The organism is Dysgonomonas sp. Marseille-Q5470 (genome assembly GCF_951230145.1).
Classification (GTDB): Bacteria; Bacteroidota; Bacteroidia; order Bacteroidales; family Dysgonomonadaceae; genus Dysgonomonas.
Window position 1 is genome coordinate 133,694 of record NZ_CATNVE010000001.1, and the last position, 16,638, is coordinate 150,331.

13 protein-coding genes are annotated in these 16,638 nt (G+C 38.5%); 4 read left to right on the top strand and 9 right to left on the bottom strand.

Features of this window, described 5'->3' with window-relative positions; genetic code table 11:
• Window positions 1-10: 10 nt before the first annotated feature.
• The 3 genes from QOX35_RS00595 to QOX35_RS00605 form a co-directional block, all read right to left on the bottom strand.
• The gene (locus QOX35_RS00595; protein WP_283685381.1) at window positions 11-1,675 is read right to left on the bottom strand and encodes a RagB/SusD family nutrient uptake outer membrane protein; all 1,665 of its coding nucleotides are present in this window, start codon (window positions 1,673-1,675) and stop codon (window positions 11-13) included.
• Between the two features lie 21 nt (window positions 1,676-1,696).
• Complete coding sequence (locus QOX35_RS00600; RefSeq protein ID WP_283685382.1) at window positions 1,697-5,071, bottom strand: SusC/RagA family TonB-linked outer membrane protein; 3,375 nt, start codon at window positions 5,069-5,071, stop codon at window positions 1,697-1,699.
• 260 nt (window positions 5,072-5,331) lie between these two features.
• Window positions 5,332-6,363, bottom strand: coding sequence for a FecR family protein (locus QOX35_RS00605; protein ID WP_283685383.1), 1,032 nt, complete (start codon window positions 6,361-6,363; stop codon window positions 5,332-5,334).
• Between the two features lie 170 nt (window positions 6,364-6,533).
• Between QOX35_RS00605 and QOX35_RS00610 the strand changes: the two genes are divergently transcribed.
• The 3 genes from QOX35_RS00610 (at window position 6,534) to QOX35_RS00620 (ending at window position 10,648) form a co-directional block, all read left to right on the top strand.
• On the top strand, window positions 6,534-7,070 hold the full coding sequence (locus QOX35_RS00610; protein WP_283685384.1) for an RNA polymerase sigma-70 factor: 537 nt from the start codon (window positions 6,534-6,536) through the stop codon (window positions 7,068-7,070).
• A gap of 801 nt (window positions 7,071-7,871) precedes the next feature.
• Window positions 7,872-9,191, top strand: coding sequence for a TldD/PmbA family protein (locus QOX35_RS00615; protein ID WP_283685385.1), 1,320 nt, complete (start codon window positions 7,872-7,874; stop codon window positions 9,189-9,191).
• A 2-nt stretch (window positions 9,192-9,193) separates the two neighbouring features.
• A complete protein-coding gene (locus tag QOX35_RS00620) occupies window positions 9,194-10,648 on the top strand; it encodes a glycoside hydrolase family 10-like protein (protein WP_283685386.1) in 1,455 nt (484 codons plus the stop codon).
• 120 nt (window positions 10,649-10,768) lie between these two features.
• Here the strand turns inward: QOX35_RS00620 and folK are convergent, their stop codons facing one another.
• The 6 genes from folK to QOX35_RS00650 are packed head-to-tail and all read right to left on the bottom strand — an operon-like array spanning window position 10,769 to window position 15,087.
• Complete coding sequence (gene folK / locus QOX35_RS00625; protein WP_283685387.1) at window positions 10,769-11,272, bottom strand: 2-amino-4-hydroxy-6-hydroxymethyldihydropteridine diphosphokinase; 504 nt, start codon at window positions 11,270-11,272, stop codon at window positions 10,769-10,771.
• Window positions 11,272-12,321 (bottom strand): tRNA preQ1(34) S-adenosylmethionine ribosyltransferase-isomerase QueA, encoded by a 1,050-nt coding sequence (gene queA / locus QOX35_RS00630; RefSeq protein ID WP_283685388.1) that lies wholly within the window; start codon window positions 12,319-12,321, stop codon window positions 11,272-11,274. The genes folK and queA overlap by 1 nt, the downstream gene beginning before the upstream one ends.
• A 19-nt stretch (window positions 12,322-12,340) precedes the next feature.
• Window positions 12,341-13,036, bottom strand: a complete 696-nt coding sequence (gene truB, locus QOX35_RS00635; RefSeq protein ID WP_283685389.1) for a tRNA pseudouridine(55) synthase TruB — start codon at window positions 13,034-13,036, stop codon at window positions 12,341-12,343.
• Window positions 13,036-13,905: an undecaprenyl-diphosphate phosphatase gene (locus QOX35_RS00640; protein ID WP_283685390.1), complete on the bottom strand. Its 870-nt coding sequence runs from the start codon at window positions 13,903-13,905 to the stop codon at window positions 13,036-13,038. Before QOX35_RS00640 ends, truB begins: the two co-directional genes overlap by 1 nt.
• A 25-nt stretch (window positions 13,906-13,930) precedes the next feature.
• On the bottom strand, window positions 13,931-14,188 hold the full coding sequence (locus QOX35_RS00645; protein ID WP_283685391.1) for a DUF3098 domain-containing protein: 258 nt from the start codon (window positions 14,186-14,188) through the stop codon (window positions 13,931-13,933).
• Between the two features lie 5 nt (window positions 14,189-14,193).
• Complete coding sequence (locus QOX35_RS00650; protein ID WP_283685392.1) at window positions 14,194-15,087, bottom strand: cell division protein FtsX; 894 nt, start codon at window positions 15,085-15,087, stop codon at window positions 14,194-14,196.
• A gap of 426 nt (window positions 15,088-15,513) precedes the next feature.
• Here QOX35_RS00650 and QOX35_RS00655 point away from each other — a divergent pair, with 426 nt between their 5' ends.
• Window positions 15,514-16,590 (top strand): aldose epimerase family protein, encoded by a 1,077-nt coding sequence (locus tag QOX35_RS00655; protein WP_283685393.1) that lies wholly within the window; start codon window positions 15,514-15,516, stop codon window positions 16,588-16,590.
• The last annotated feature ends 48 nt before the right edge of the window (window positions 16,591-16,638 follow it).

Genomic DNA, 16,638 nt, shown 5'->3' on the forward strand with positions numbered 1-16,638 from the left:
TTAATATATTCTACCACCCCGGATTATTTGGTAATAAGTTCGGATTGAGTTTTGTTTCATCCAAAGGCAGAGAATAATAATAATTTTTAGGTGCTATAAACTTACGGTTTGTCTCAGGTTCTACAATATAAAAACCATTTTCGTCCAGCTTCTTTGCACTTTCATCATCCAGCACCTTCAGTTCTGCATACTCACTATCTTTATACCTGAAACCTTTCAGAGCTCCAACCAATTCAGTTTCCGCCGTTTTCCATCGCCTTAGATCATCTCGTCTAAATCCTTCAAATGCAAGCTCTATCGTACGCTCTCTGCGTATTTCAGTCCGCATATCCAGTCCATTTACCTGTACAAATTCATTTGTAAGGACAGGCATCTCTACTCCCTTTCGTGAGCGGACTACATTGATCGTATTATTCAGGACTTCATTACTTATTTTATCATCTTTTTCGAATATGGCTTCTGCCAAGATAAGTAATACTTCCGCATAACGGATGATATGATAATCATAATACGAATCGTTTACTCCGGTTCTTTCTTCTCCCATAAACTTCCATAACTTATATCCTGTCTTCGTATTCGGACGGGTTTCAAAACCCGGAGCACTGACCAACTGACCATCCTGCGGGCTCAGGAATATTGTCCCCGGTATCAAGAACGTCTGAGTCATACGGGGGTCACGATTTTTAAACTCATCAGCCATTTTTTTATATCCTGCGAACCCTGACCCGGAGACGGTTATAGGCAAGCCCGTACTTTTGCACAGATACATCTCGGCAAGCTTTTTGGTCGGAGTACCCCTCTGCCCCCAATAAACACCGTGAGCCTGCGAGTGCATACGTATATCTTTAAAGTAGCGGTTAGAAAGAATCGCTTCCGGCGCATCGTCTCCTTTTTCTATAAACAGATAACGATAGCTCTCGGCACCTGAGCCTTCATATAAGGAGTATTCTCCACTTGCCCTTACTTTTTCAGCTGCAGCTACCGCCTGTTCCAACAGTCCTTTATAATCTGCCCGGTGCTTATGATATTTGGCCCATGTTCCAGAGAATAATGCAACTCTCGCTTTCAGAGCTAAGGCTGCGCCCTGTGTTACACGCCCCTTATCATCGGCTGCAAGCTCACTTTGTTTTGGCAGTTTAGTATAGATTGCTTCCAGTTCCGAAAGTATAAAATCCTCTACTTTGTCCTGAGAATCTCTATGAGCAAATAATTCAGGGGAATCCACATTTAAAGTTTTAGTAATGACAGGCACGTCAGCGAATCTCTTCATCAAACGCCAATAAGTATAGGCCCTGAAAAAACGGGCTTCGGCTACATAATGTTCTATTTCGGAAGGATTGCCCTCGTAGGCTTCACTTTTCTCTATAATTTTATTACAATTACGGATATCAGTAAACCTGTCATTCCAATTTCCATCCGAAGAATTTGCGATATATGTTCCATTACTTACATTATTTGCTCCTTCGCCGTAAGCAATATCACTTTCACTGTCGCTTGTATTAAAACTTTCCATCCTGTCATACAAGAGATTTGCCGCTTTTTTATAATCGGCCGGGGTTTTCCAAAACTGAGGATCACTTAGGTTTTCTTTCGGAAGCAAATCCATATCCTGGCAACTTGACATTGCCACTAAAATAGCAATGAGCGCGGAAATTGTTGATATATATTTTTTCATGATTATGTACTTTAGCAAAAATTAGAAAACGATATTAACACCTAACGAGTAATTACGGGCAAACGGATAACTCACAAAACTACCTCCATCTTCAGGGTCCCATCCGCCGGGTGCATTGTGTATTTCAAAGAGGTCTTCCCCGCTGAAGTATATCCTGACTTTCTCCAGTTTCGCTTTCAGTGTATACTTTTTAGGGATAGTATAGCCGACCTGCAAGTTCTTCAACCTGATATATCCTACATTATGCTTGGTGTTGGTAGAGATATAATAGTTATAATTTTTTCTGGTACCATCGTTTGATATAGCCGGGTACTTGGCATCGGTTCTTTCAAGCGTCCATGTTTTTCCATACCAGTATTCTGCCGACTGATACCATGGTGCATTAAACGGTTTACTGGCATCTCCTTCGAGGAACATCGTGCGCTTGCCTACTCCCTGAAAGAATGCACCTAAGTCGAAGCCTTTATATTCAGCATTGAGATTGAATCCGAAGTTGTACCGGGGATTAGTATTCCCTAAATAAACAAGGTCGCCATCGCCATCAGCATATTCAGTCAGATTACCATCGCCGTTCAGATCTTTATACTTGGCATCTCCTACTTGTATCCTTTTATCCTGTACGGTTCCGCTATTAGGGAAACGAGACTTGTATTCGGCAAGTTCCTGGTCATTTTGGATAATACCATCAAATACATATCCGAAATATGAATCCATTGGATAGCCTACAGGCGTCCTGTTATTTCCATATCCTATTATAGAGTTCCCGATTCTTTTGGCTATTTCATTCTGAGCATCACTTAAACTAGCTCTTACCGAATATTTGAAATCACTGATCTGGTCTCTCCATCCTAATATAATTTCCCAACCGTGGATTTTCAGTTCTCCACTGTTCGTAGAAGGAGCTGCGATCCCCAAAATGGAAGGATAAGTAATGGAAATCAACATATTCTCATTGGTTTTCCAGAAGTAGTCGAAAGACCCGTATAGTCTGTTATTCAGAAAACTGAAATCTGTACCGATGTTTACAGACCTGATAGTCTCCCATGTACGGGAAGTAGAAACCAGATTCGACTGATTCGCCATCTGACCTTTTGCCCCATTACCGAACGGATAATAATTTCTGCTGATATTAATTAGTTCGATAAAATCATAAGGGCCTATATTAGATTGATTTCCCATTTTTCCGTAGGAAGCCCTGAATTTGAGGTCGTCGAAAATATTTAGCGGCTTTATAAATGATTCTTCACCTATACGCCATGTTGCATTTACTCCCGGGAAATATCCCCAACGTTCACCCGGCGCAAATCGAGAACAACCATCGCCACGTAATGTAGCTTCGATAAAATACTTATTAGCGAATCCATAATTAAGCCTCGAGAAGAAAGAGTTAATGGTCCATGCGTTACCATCACTAGCTGCATCCTGATCTTCGGGGCTACCCATGCTGATAGGCATCTGTTCCTGCTGATCGAAATTGATACGCTTTGCCCAGAATTTGTCATAGTCGGCAGATTCATGAGACCCTCCGAACATTATACCTATATCATGTTTTTGAGCAAATGTCTTTTTGTACTCTCCATACAATGTAAAGTTTTTAGACAACGTTTTGGCATAATTACGCTCGGCACTATTAGGCTTTCTTGCCGTCCGATGATTTACATTTTCCCAATTGTAGCTGTAAAGCATCTTCTGGACGATATACTCATCTGCATCGCTCTTGCGAACTATAGCACGCCCTGTAAGGTTTAGCCCGTCTATAACCTGCCAACGCAATTGGTTGTTGAACGTAAAGTTTCCGGCTGTCCGACGAGACTCGCCCCCATCTTGCAATACTTGTGCCGGATTGTCAAATCCTTCGAAAGTATAGAAATTTCCTGCCGGATTGTATACAGGTGCCCAACTGCGAGTTTTGTATATCAATTCCCATATATTCTGTCCCTGACTAATACTGGAAGAGTAATCCCTATCACTAGCCTCGTAGGATATATTAAGGTCATAGTTCAGGTTTTTTACTATTTCTATATTAGATTTTGCACGCACAAAATAACGCTTATCCGAATCTATTCCGAATTTAGGTAGTCCCTCTTCTTTCTGGTAGCCCAAAGAAATGAGATATGTATATTTATCTCCCCCTCCGGAAAAGCTGACATTATAATTCTGAATATTGCCATTTCCTATAATATGTTCATTCCAATTTTGGTCTTTGTAGAATTTTGGATATGCATTGCCCCAGCGTCCCCAAGTCGTTCCGGCTGGAATAATTTTATCGCTGCCCTCAAGAATGAGTTGTAGTTCATCTTGGGTATATTCTATAGGAAAACTGCCGTCTGTGATTTCAAGAGCCATAGCAGCATGCTGATAAAGATTGGCAGGTTTTTTCAACAGTGCCGGTTTCTTTATCGAGTAATATGCATCGAGGGTTACCTTTAATTTTTGGTTCCTGTTCGCATTTTTTGTTGTAATCAGTACAACCCCGTCAGCAGCACGCGCCCCGTAGATAGCTGCTGTCCCGTCTTTGAGAACAGATATATTCTCGATATCGGCAGGGTTTATTGTACCCAAATCTCCTTCTGCGCCATCAATCAATACCAACGGAGCTCCTCCATTGACAGACGAGATATCACGTACACGCAAAACTGGACTACTTCCGGGGGCCCCACTTGTACGTATCACAGTAAGACCCGGAACCTCGCCTTGGAGTGCTGAGGCTGCATTTTGGATAGGACGGGACTGGAATACTTTCGAATCGGCTGTAGCGACAGCTCCTCCCAGATTGGCTCTTTTTACAGTTCCGTAACCTATCACAACAACCTCATCCATTTCGCGGATTTCTTCTTTCAGTGATATATTTATAGACCTTCTATTACCCACAGGCTCTTCATATTTCAAAAAACCTATCATCGAATAGATCAGAACAGCATTTCTGTCGGGAACATTTATGGTATACTTGCCATCTGTGTCGGTAATTGTACCGAATGTAGTATTTTTCACGACAACACTTACCCCGGGTAATACTTCTCCGTTTGCATCTGTAACTATACCCGTTATATCTATTTGCTGCTGATGTGCTTCGCGGGTCTTATTTTCACCCTTATTTTTTTCAGTAAGGATGATATCTTTATCAATTACTTTGTACTCTACATTGTAATTTGAAAACAATTCGTCCAGAATAGAAAACACGGCTTTCTTCTTCACTTTTACAGATACCGTACGATCTACATCGACCAGTTTATTATTGTAGTAAAATCGAAATTCCGATTGTTTTTCGATTTCGTCCAAAACATCAACGACTTTCTTGTTTTGAATGTCAAGGGATAATGTTACTTGTTGAGCATACGAATGGGCTGCAAAAGAGACATTAATTGACAGAATAAGTAATGTCAACGATAATTTCATAGTAAGAGGAATTTTGTGTAACTCGAGGAAACGGTTACAATATCTCCAAGGTTGTTGGAGATGATGGATTTTTCTCATATTTTTGTTATGCTTTAAGTAAAAAAATAAATTGTTTTTCAGATTTGTTTTTTAGCACGGAAATATGCTGGTAACATGTTTCCGTGTTTTTTTATTAGATTCCTTCTGGTTATTTTTTCATAGGCTGTTAAATTTTAAGGTTAGTTGATTTTGAAAGATATCCGAGTTATTTTCTTTCCGTTCTATCGTCTCAATACCACGACAGATTTAGTACCTTTTTCATCTTTCTCATAAGTTATATTATAATCTATTTGTGATGATATCTTCATATAATCCAACACCTGATACAAAGGTCTGTCTTCGAAGGTTCCGGTAAATGTATAAGTATCTATGATTTTATTTCTCACATCGAACTCCACTTTATAGAAACGGGACAATCGCGCCAGTACCTCCGGCATAGGTGTTTTCTTGAATACCAAACGGCTATACATCCAGTCTGTCTCTCTATCCGGATTAGCACTTACTACCTCCAATTCGTTATTCTGTAGGGAGTAGATTGCTTTTTGCGAAGGCAACAAAACCGTCTTCGTGTTCTTCCCCTGAATATCGACCTGAACACTTCCGGATATAAGTGTTGTCTGAATAACATTGTCGTCTTTATAGGCCTGCATATTGAACTCTGTTCCGAGTACCTTAACTTTATACTTCTTATCCAAAGCACTCACAACAAAAGGTTTCTCTTTATTATGAGTCACTTTAAAATATGCTTCACCTGAGAGAGTAACATTTCGTTCACCGTCGGTATAATGGGACGGATATGTGATGCTGCTTCCCGAATTAAGACAAACTTCGGTTCCATCGGGTAACACCAGACGAGTACGGAAGTTATCATTCGATTCTACTGTAATCATAGATGGAAGGAAGCTCTCGCGCAAGCCTAGATATTGAAAGAAGAAAGAACCTATACCTAGAATACCGATAATCAAAGATGCTGCTACGCCAACCCGCTGGAGGAATAAACGCCTTCCTTTTTTCTTGATTTTATTATTTACGATTCGAAATGCGGCTTCAGTATCACGATTCTTAATCCGCTGTTGTGTTCTTTGAGCATAATACATGCGTGCCAGCTGAATAAGGAGCTCTTCATTTGCAGAGTCTTTCCCACTCCATTCTTTGACCAATAAACTCTCCTCTTGCGTTACTTCTCCGGTAATATATCTAAGGAGCAATGACTCATCTGGTATCTCAATATATGATTTTTCGTTTAATTCCATTTTTTTATAAGCCTATTCACTACATGTTTCTATATATACGACACATATATTGTGCACCACCCTAAACTACAAATCAAATTTTTTATTAATTTTAATGGCCCTACTTTTCTTGAAAGTTTTATATACTTATTATTGATGAAAAAATTACCTTTGCCCGCACCTTAAATATTATGGATGAACAATTGCTTCTAAACGGAATTTTAGAAGGGGATACTAGGGCTTATAAAGAAATGTTTGTTAAGTTCTATTCACCTCTTTGTGAATATGTTTCACAATTTATTTCTGACGTTGAGGCTGAAGAATTAGTTCAAGATCTCATGTTGCATATATGGGAGAAAAGGAAATATCTGACTGTTGAAACGTCTCTGAAATCGTATCTGTTCGTTGCTGCCAAAAATCGCACTTTTAATGCAATCAGGAATGAACAATATAGAAAAAGAGTACATGCAATATTATATGAAAAATTAAAAGAGCAATTCGAAGACCCCGATTATTACATGGTAGAAGAACTGGCAATCAGAATACAGTCCGCTATTAAAGAATTGCCTGAAAAATACAAAGAAGTTTTTGAAATGAGCAGGTTTGGAGAAAATACGAATGCAGAGATCGCTACAAACCTCGGAATATCTATAAAAACGGTGGAATATCGTATAACAAAATCTTTAAAAATACTTCGTGTTAAGCTGAAGGATTATATGCTTCTGTAAACCGATTTACGATAGACAATGTGCTATAGAAGTCGAGATAGGTATATAAAGAACTATTACTATAGCGTCTGCTATTTACGGACAATAAGAACATTACAAATTATCGTCAATACGCGCTTGGGAATAGATACATTTTTCAATAGAGTACTCGCATACTTACAATGTACTATTAAGTTAGCGACAAGACTATCTGCTTAATATATCTTGAGCCATCAATTGCAAATTGTATTCAAAATTGTATCTTAGTTCATTGAAATACATCAACTATTGTGGAAGTATCCCGCTCATGTCCGTTGTGATTTGCTTTCAAAATTGTATCTTAGTTCATTGAAATACATCTTTTGACGAATTTTTGTCAAAGAAATTTAAGTTGTGATTTGCTTTCAAAATTGTATCTTAGTTCATTGAAATACATCTTTTCCAGATGAGTCTGATATTCCGAACTGGTTGTGATTTGCTTTCAAATCACAATAAGGATTATTCCGTTGTGAAAACATCAAGAGCGGCACTTCGGTGTCGCTTTTTTTATTATATAAGAGAGAATGATTGCTGTGCGTTTGATATGCTATAATAAATACCCCTCAATCTCTATTTATAAGTACACACTATAACACTCCTCAGCAACTTGACTGAGCTTTAAGAAATTAAATCAGAATCTTTTCCCCAGAAACATTGTCCAGACTTTGAATCACAACAGCTTAGTTAGAGAACGTTAATTCGTATACTAAGAAAGTTTCTATTCTAACTTTTTCTCTTTTTTACACTAAATCTGTGTATTTTTGCATCCACAACAACAAAGATATGATAAGTAAGCAACACAAAGATATTGCCCAATGGTCTATGGAACTAGCTCTGGCTAATGGATGCCAAGGAGCTCGGGTTTCAGTAATCACGGCAAACAACAATTCTTTCGAATACAGAAACACTCAATTAGATAAACTTCACCAAAGCAGTGAAAACAAACTCTATATAGAATTATTTATAGATGGCAGATACGGCTCATTTTCCACCAATCGGATAGAAAAAGTAGGATTAGAGTCTTTTATAAAAGAAGGCATCACGTCTACTAAATATTTATCGGAAGACCCTTTTCGCCAACTGCCCGACACGCAAAGATATTTCAGAGGAGACGAAACGGATTTAGACCTCTGTGATGAAAGCTTTGAGTCCATTCCAACAAATGAGAAGTTAAATCTTATAAAGCAGTCTGTAGAGGAAATACATGGCAGCGACAATCGTATAATCTCTGTCACCTCGGCATACGATGATGGCGTAGGAGCAGAATATATGATTTCCAGCAATGGATTTGAAGCCGAATGTGTAGACTCAGCGTTTAACCTGATGGTAGAAGTATCACTGAAAACGGATGGTGACGCTCGTGCCGAATCCTTCTGGTACGACAGTGCTGTATATTGGGAAGATCTGAAAAAAAGTGGGATAGCAAAAATTGCATTCAACAGAGCATTACGCAAGATCGGACAACAAAAGATAAAATCGGGCAAGTATGACATGTTGTTAGACAATACCACTTCGTCGCGTATATTATCTCCACTTATCAGCGCAATGTACGGGACAGCACTTCAACAGAAAAATTCTTTCCTATTAAACCAAATGGGAGAAAAGATAACGGCTGACATCTTTACACTTTACGATACACCACACCTAAAACGTTCCTTTGGAGCGCGATGGTTTGATGGTGAAGGCGTAGAGACAAAAGATAGAACAATTGTAGAGAAAGGTATTCTGCAAAATTATTTCATAGACACATACAATTCTCTGAAAATAGGAGTAGCCCCTACCATATCTTCCCCTTCTATTCTTCAAATGTCTTTGGGAGAAAGAGGTTTCGATACCATTTTATCATCTGTCCAAAAAGGAATATGGGTTACCAACTTCAACGGAGGCAACAGCAACCCTACTACCGGAGATTTTTCGTTTGGTATAGAGGGCTTCTTGATCGAAAACGGAAAGATTTCAACTCCATTGGGAGAAATGAACATAACCGGAAATATGCTGTCTCTTTGGGATAGTCTTACAGAAGCAGGAAACGATCCCCGTGAGACTTCCTCTTGGCGCATTCCATCGCTTTTATTCAACAATGTAAACTTTAGCGGATTATAAATATGAAACCGTTCCACATCTTATTTCTACTTTTACTACTTCCTCTATATATATTTTCTCAAGCTCCTGCTACCGAAATACGTGCCGTTTGGCTAACAACAAACTGGGGTCTCGATTGGCCTGCCCAGCATACCAGCGTCAAGGCTCAGAAAGAACAATTAAAAAAAATTCTGGATAAATTACGGGAAGCGAATTTCAACACAGTCCTCTTTCAGGCAAGAGCTCAAGGATATGTTTTTTATCGATCTAAGATAGAACCTCTTAGTTCATATTTCAATCATGATGACAATTTCGACCCTTTAGCCTTCGCTATAGAAGAATGTCACAAAAGAGGGATGGAATGCCATGCATGGGTTATAGCCTATCCTATGGATAAAGCCACAGTGCGATATACAGGCAAAGGAAGGCGAAGAAAAGCCACAGTAGTACAAAACAAACCTTCATATTACAAGGCTATAGGAGAAAGATGGTATCTCGATCCCGGAATGCCCGAAACACGCAATCTGATCGTATCTATAGTGAAGGAGATTGTTCAGAATTATGATGTAGATGGCATTCATTTCGATTATATCCGCTATCCGAGTAACTCCCGCAAATTTCCCGATGACGATACCTACCGAAAATATGGAAACGGGATGAATCTATATGATTGGCGTAGGGAAAATATCAACAAGCTGATCAGTGAAGCATACGATACGGTAAAGGCTTTAAAAAAATGGGTACAAGTGAGTAGTTCCCCTTTAGGAAGATACAAAGTTCTGCCAGAGATATCACCCAACGATGGATGGACAGCTTATGAAACAGTGTTTCAGGATGCAGGACATTGGCTGAAAAGTGGAAAACACGACCTACTTTTCCCAATGATGTATTACCGTGATCATTATTTTTATCCGTTCCTTAACGACTGGATTGCAAATAGTAACGGAAGGCTTATTGCTCCGGGACTGGGTGTTTATCAGATGGATGAATTAAAGTGGCCGCTACAAGATATTACGAACCAGATGCAATACATTCGGGATAAAAAGATCCCCGGAGCAGCATATTTCAGAACAGCGAATGTTCTCAGCAATCTAAAAGGAGTTTTAGACTCTATACACACCTACTACCCTACTCCGGCGAAGCTACCGCCACTGACATGGCTAAACAACATTGCGCCGAATTCCCCAACTGATTTGCAAGTCTTTAAAGACAAAGACAACAAGCTAAACATTAAATGGAATCCACCAACAGCAGATGGAGATTACACATATACCGTGTATGTATCAGACAAAGAACCCGTAGACACCAACAATGCAGGCAATATATTATCAACAGGTCTACGAACAAATAGCTATGCTTTTACAATCAAAGAGGGCGATTTTGGGTATTATTATACCGTAACAGCTTCAGACAGATACCATAATGAGAGTACGGTTACCTTTCCTGCATTTTTCTCTCATTCAGCAAATGAGCAATAGGCAGGCATCAGGTGAGTTTTGATTTCAGTCATAATTTATAAGAAAATCATAAAAAAAAATCAGCAGTTTTATCGTAAACTGCTGATTTATATATTTTCAATACAATAATACTATCCCTTATTACGCTATGGAAGTCGGTGGCACTATGGCATCCTTTAATTGATTGATTGTCTTATGAAGAATCGGATGCATATATTCCCCTGCAATCTCAGCTAAAGGAAATAAAACAAAAGACCTTTCGTGAATATGAGGGTGCGGTAATTTCAAATCAGCAGAATCCAGAATTACATCTTCGTATAACAAGACATCAATATCTATAATTCGATCGGTGTATCTTTCACCCTGAGACTTAACATCTCTCCCCATCTCTTTTTCGATCCATTGAGCAGCCTGCAATACTTCAATAGGAGTAAGTTTAGTCTCCACTCTGCATGCAGCATTCAAGAACTGATTAGCAGACTCAAAGCCGACAGGCTCGGTAATATAAAAAGCGGAAGTGGCGATCACCTCGCCAATCCGCTCTTCTATATAATCTATTGCATTATCCAGATTTTCTCCTCGGTCTCCCAAGTTGGAGCCAAGTCCCAGATAAACATTATGCTTTTTTTCTTTTTCGAGTATCATCAAATGATAAGCATTGCGTCTCCGTAAGTTCCGAATTTATATTTCTCCTTTACAGCGATTTCATATATATCCATTATACGATCATACCCGCCAAATGCTGCAGTCATCATCAATAATGTAGACTGAGGCAAATGAAAATTAGTAACCATAGAGTCGGCTATACCAAAATCATACGGAGGGAAAATAAACTTATTTGTCCACCCTTCATTTGTTTTCAGGTAACCATCTGTACTCACTATTGTTTCTACAGCTCTCATCACCGAAGTTCCAACAGCACATACTCTACGACCTTCATCTTTTGCTTTGTTGACGATATCTGTCGCTTCCTGAGTAATAAGCAATTGCTCCGAGTCCATTTTATGCTTTGTAAGATCTTCTACGTCAATATCTCTATAATTACCCAAGCCCGAGTGCAAAGTTATATATGCAAAATGAACACCTTTAATTTCTAAGCGTTTCATTAACTCACGGCTAAAGTGAAGTCCGGCAGCAGGAGCTACGACAGCACCTTCGTTTTTAGCGAATATAGTCTGATAGCGATCCTTATCTTCGGGTTCTTCACCTCTGTTCAGGTATTTAGGGATTGGAGTTTCACCAAGAGCATAAAGTGCTTTTCTGAACTCTTCGGATGGACCATCATACAAAAAACGAAGCGTACGTCCACGCGAAGTTGTATTATCTATAACTTCGGCAACCATTGAGTCATCGTCACCAAAATACAATTTATTTCCTATACGTATTTTACGAGCAGGATCAACAAGTACATCCCACAGATGGAATTCCTCGTTTAACTCACGCAGCAAGAATACCTCTATTGTAGCTCCGGTCTTTTCCTTATTTCCATATAAACGGGCAGGAAAGACTTTCGTATCGTTGAAAACAAAAACATCTTTATCGTCGAAATAGTCAATAATATCCTTAAAACTTTTGTGTTCAATATCCCCGGTTTTACGGTTGACAACCAACAAGCGTGACTCATCCCTGTTCTTTGACGGATGAGTGGCGATCAATTCCTCTGGAAGATCAAATCTGAATTGAGAAAGTTTCATGTTTCTTTATCTAAATTTATTATTTATCAATAATTAGTGCGTCCACAAATTCTTCTATCTGGCTTCCCTCAATACACTGATCAAGAGTAACCTCTCCTATTCGTGTTCGCTCCAGTGCGGTAAGATGTGCACCTGAGCCTAACGCAACTCCAATATCTCGAGCCAAAGCTCTGATATATGTACCCTTACTACATACCACTCTAACTCTTATTTCGGGAAAGGAGTAGTCGAGAAGCTCGATTTCGTCTATAACCAACAACTTTGGTTTCAACTCTACATCCTGTCCTTCTCTCGCAAATTCGTATGCCCTTTTTCCATCCACCTTACAGGCAGAATATGTTGGCGGCACTTGCTCTATTTCTCCAATAAAATCTTTAAGTTTAACCTCAACCAGCTCCTGCGTTATATGTTCTACGGGGAAGACGCCATCTACTGCTGTTTCCAAATCAAATGAAGGAGTTGTTTCTCCAAGCTTGATCGTTGCAATATATTCTTTAGTCTGATATTGAAACGATTCTATCAACTTTGTCTTTTTCCCTGTACAAACGATCATAACACCCGTAGCCAATGGGTCTAGAGTGCCGGCATGACCGACTTTTAATTTCTTAATACCCAGCTTGCGGCATAATTTGTTTCTTAATTTGCGCACAAGGGTGAATGATGTCCAATTTAGTGGCTTATTTATATATAAGACCGCTCCTGATATAAAATCCATTATACTGTTAATTCGTGTCCTGCCAGCATAAGGATAAGAATAATTCCTCCAACTACAATTCTATACCAGCCAAAAAATTTAAATCCATACTTGGTTACAAATCCTATAAAGAATTTAATAGCCAACAGCGCTACGATAAACGCTACTACATTTCCTATTATAAGCACAGTCATATTATCCAGTAATATGCTGAAATCAAAATCAAATGCTCCTCCATTGGGTGCTTTTATCAGCTTATACACTTTCCATCCGGTAGCAGCAGCCATTGTAGGAACTGCAAGGAAGAAGGAAAATTCTGCTGCATTTTTTCTACTCAAGCCCTGACTCATCCCCCCTACGATAGTAGCCATAGAACGAGACACTCCGGGAATCATAGCTATACACTGAAAAAAACCAATTATAAACGCATTCTTATATGTTATTTCTTGAGAGTCTTCTTTCGGCTTATTAAACCATTTGTCTACAAACAGCATCAGAATACCGCCAAGCACCAACATGATAGCTACAACTGTTACACTTTCGAGCAATTCATCTATTTTATCACTAAAGATCAATCCTAAAAAAGCAGCCGGAACAAAACCAATCAGCAACTTCCAATAGAACTCTAATTTATAAAACAAATAGCTGAATATGTTCTTAAAATCCGCTCTTAGTCTATCATTTTTAAAGCGAAAAAAGCGGTTCCAGTATAAAACAATCACAGACAAAATCGCACCAAATTGTATAATAACAGTGAAAGCCTTTACAAACTCGCTACTTTCGATCCCTAAAAGACTTTGAGCAATAATCATATGCCCGGTTGACGATACTGGAAGAAACTCGGTAAGCCCTTCTACAATAGCAATTATAATTGCCTCAAAAATACTCATCGTTATTTATTAGTTTTGTAATTAATCAGTTGTGCTCTTTGTTCTCTTCAGCTAAACTCTTACGACGAGGATACAGTATTCCGACAATCATCAGCAAGAACCCTGCAAGACACACCATTGGAGCCACAACGATTCTCTTGGCACTAAAGATGTCCGGTTCAAATCCGCCTTCGATGCTGGAAGATGGCCCTGTCATCAGGATAAACCCAATTATAATAATTACAACCGACACAGCACAAATGATGTAATTTAGCTTGCCAAAAGCAAAATCTTTCTTATCCATATGTTTTAAACGTGATAAAGTTTATTTGTAGTCATTCTTAAATACCTATTCACCGAAAATGCTGTGGCAAATGCTGCTATAAGTATGCCAAAGATAAGGACAAGCCCATATACAATCAACAATTCGTACATTTTCACAATAGACAGCATATCAGGAATTATGCTTGTAATATAATATATTACTCCCGTAATAGCTAAATTCGCCAAGATAGCAGCAACAACACCACTAATTACCATACGCCACATAAAAGGCCATCTGATAAAAGAGTTTGTTGCACCCACCAATCGCATTGTATTTATCAAAAATCTCTTTGAATATATATTCAGCTGAATAATGCTTCGTATCAGCGTAAAGGATATGAGCACAAGTATCACAGCCAGTATAGCCAATATAGTTCCAATTAAAGAGAGTTTAGAGTTTGCATTTATAATATCACTTTCATTATAAACGATATTATTTACTATCTGAGCTCCTTTCAGATTTTGAACCTTAAGACTTGCTTCTACTTTTTTTATGCTGTCTGGATTTACATAGTCAGACTTAATAAACACATCGAAATAGGCATGAGCAGGATTATATCCTAACACCTCTTCCGGATCACGACCAAGATCTTCTACCAGTTGTTTTTTCGCCTCATCTTTGCTGATATACACGACAGACTTAACATACGGATTTGCATTCAAGTTTTTCTGTATCTTCGTGATAGAAGCATCATCTACATTTCCGGCAAGCTCTATCGAGATGCCCATATTCTCTTTCAGATACGAACCTATGCCTTTAGCGGTAAATCCTACCAAAAAAGTCAAACCCAAAAGAAAAAGAACAAGAGTTATACTAATCGTAGTAATGACCCCTGTAGTAAATAGTGATATCGTTTTATACTGATGCTTATCAGACATATTGTACAAAGACAAATAAGTAGTATTTAGTGAATGAGTACAAAACACCCAAATTCGCTGCAAAGAAACAAAATAAATACATCTTATAGTAGTATTTTTATCTTTTTTAATAAATACTTCTTTGCAATTAAAGAATAAACACCATTAAACTCCATTTGTTTTGGTTTATTGCTTAATTTAAGACTTTGAAACACTTCCATCAGACTAAGACTATTCTCAACTCTCATAGTCGTTACCTATAACATAATAAAATCACAAGATTCGCCCAACCAATGACTATACAGGTTCGACATATAAGTATAGCAATTTTATTTTTTAGATATGGTTAGATTCACATTCAGGGGAAGAAAAATATTTTTTGTTAAAAATAGCCTTATATTTGTGTTTATCATTTATAAAAAAGCTCGTATAACTTAAAAAAATATCATGCAAACAGAATTAACCAAATCAAAATTAAGTCCAACAAACTTCGCCGGGAAAGTAGATGGTAAAGATGTAAAAATGTACGTATTATCCAACAAGAATGGATTGGAAGCAACCGTCATTAATTACGGAGCAAAAATAGTTTCCTTATCCGTACCTGATAAAAACGGACAACTCATCGATGTCGTTCTCGGACATAATAATCTAAACGAATATCTCAATTCTGAAGAGCCATACTTTGGAGCTGTATGCGGACGAACAGGAAACCGCATTGCCAAAGGAAAATTTACGCTCGATGGCACAACCTACGAATTGGCAATAAACAATGGGCCAAATAACCTACATGGTGGGCTTAAAGGTTTTAATGCTGTGGTATGGGATGCAAAACAAACGGATCATCAAACTCTGGAGCTGACATATCTATCCAAAGACGGAGAAGAGGGATTTCCTGGTAATCTGAATGTAAAAATGATCTATAAATTGACCGATGACAATTCGTTTGATATAGACTACGAGGCCACAACAGACAAGGCAACAATTTTGAATCTTACAAATCATTCATATTTCAATCTTTCGGGCGAAGGAGACCCTACTATAAACGATCACATTCTGGTCATGCATGCCTCTAGCTATCTCCCAACGGACGATACTGCTATCCCTTACGGAAAAGCTGAACCTGTAAAAGGAACTCCGTTCGACTTCACTACTCCTCATACTATCGGAGAACGAATTGAGGACGACTTCGAACAGTTACATTTCGGGAAAGGCTACGACCATACAATGGTATTAGATAAAAAAGAGGATGAATTGGCCTTAGCAGTAGAATGTTTTTCTCCGAAATCAGGAATTCAAATGAATATTTCGACTACCGAACCGGGTGTTCAGATATATACAGGTAATTGGATGACAGGTAATTTTGAAGGAAAACACGGACACCGCTATCCGATGCGTGCAGCTGTATGTTTCGAAACTCAACATTTCCCGGATAGTATCAACAAACCAGAGTATCCGAGTGTAATACTCAGACCCGGAGAAACGTTCAAAAGCAAAACTGTACATCGATTTACAATAAAGAAATAAGATAACCTTTGTCATTCAAGAAGGAGCGAAGAATACATCAATAAAAGA

Coding starts and splice junctions, on each gene's coding strand:
- QOX35_RS00640 (WP_283685390.1), bottom strand. CDS start 13,905: ATGAGTATTTTTGAGGCAATTATAATTGCTATTGTAGAAGGGCTTACC.
- QOX35_RS00655 (WP_283685393.1), top strand. CDS start 15,514: ATGCAAACAGAATTAACCAAATCAAAATTAAGTCCAACAAACTTCGCC.
- QOX35_RS00595 (WP_283685381.1), bottom strand. CDS start 1,675: ATGAAAAAATATATATCAACAATTTCCGCGCTCATTGCTATTTTAGTG.
- QOX35_RS00605 (WP_283685383.1), bottom strand. CDS start 6,363: ATGGAATTAAACGAAAAATCATATATTGAGATACCAGATGAGTCATTG.
- QOX35_RS00620 (WP_283685386.1), top strand. CDS start 9,194: ATGAAACCGTTCCACATCTTATTTCTACTTTTACTACTTCCTCTATAT.
- QOX35_RS00615 (WP_283685385.1), top strand. CDS start 7,872: ATGATAAGTAAGCAACACAAAGATATTGCCCAATGGTCTATGGAACTA.
- QOX35_RS00645 (WP_283685391.1), bottom strand. CDS start 14,188: ATGGATAAGAAAGATTTTGCTTTTGGCAAGCTAAATTACATCATTTGT.
- QOX35_RS00650 (WP_283685392.1), bottom strand. CDS start 15,087: ATGTCTGATAAGCATCAGTATAAAACGATATCACTATTTACTACAGGG.
- QOX35_RS00610 (WP_283685384.1), top strand. CDS start 6,534: ATGGATGAACAATTGCTTCTAAACGGAATTTTAGAAGGGGATACTAGG.
- QOX35_RS00600 (WP_283685382.1), bottom strand. CDS start 5,071: ATGAAATTATCGTTGACATTACTTATTCTGTCAATTAATGTCTCTTTT.
- truB (WP_283685389.1), bottom strand. CDS start 13,036: ATGGATTTTATATCAGGAGCGGTCTTATATATAAATAAGCCACTAAAT.
- folK (WP_283685387.1), bottom strand. CDS start 11,272: ATGATACTCGAAAAAGAAAAAAAGCATAATGTTTATCTGGGACTTGGC.
- queA (WP_283685388.1), bottom strand. CDS start 12,321: ATGAAACTTTCTCAATTCAGATTTGATCTTCCAGAGGAATTGATCGCC.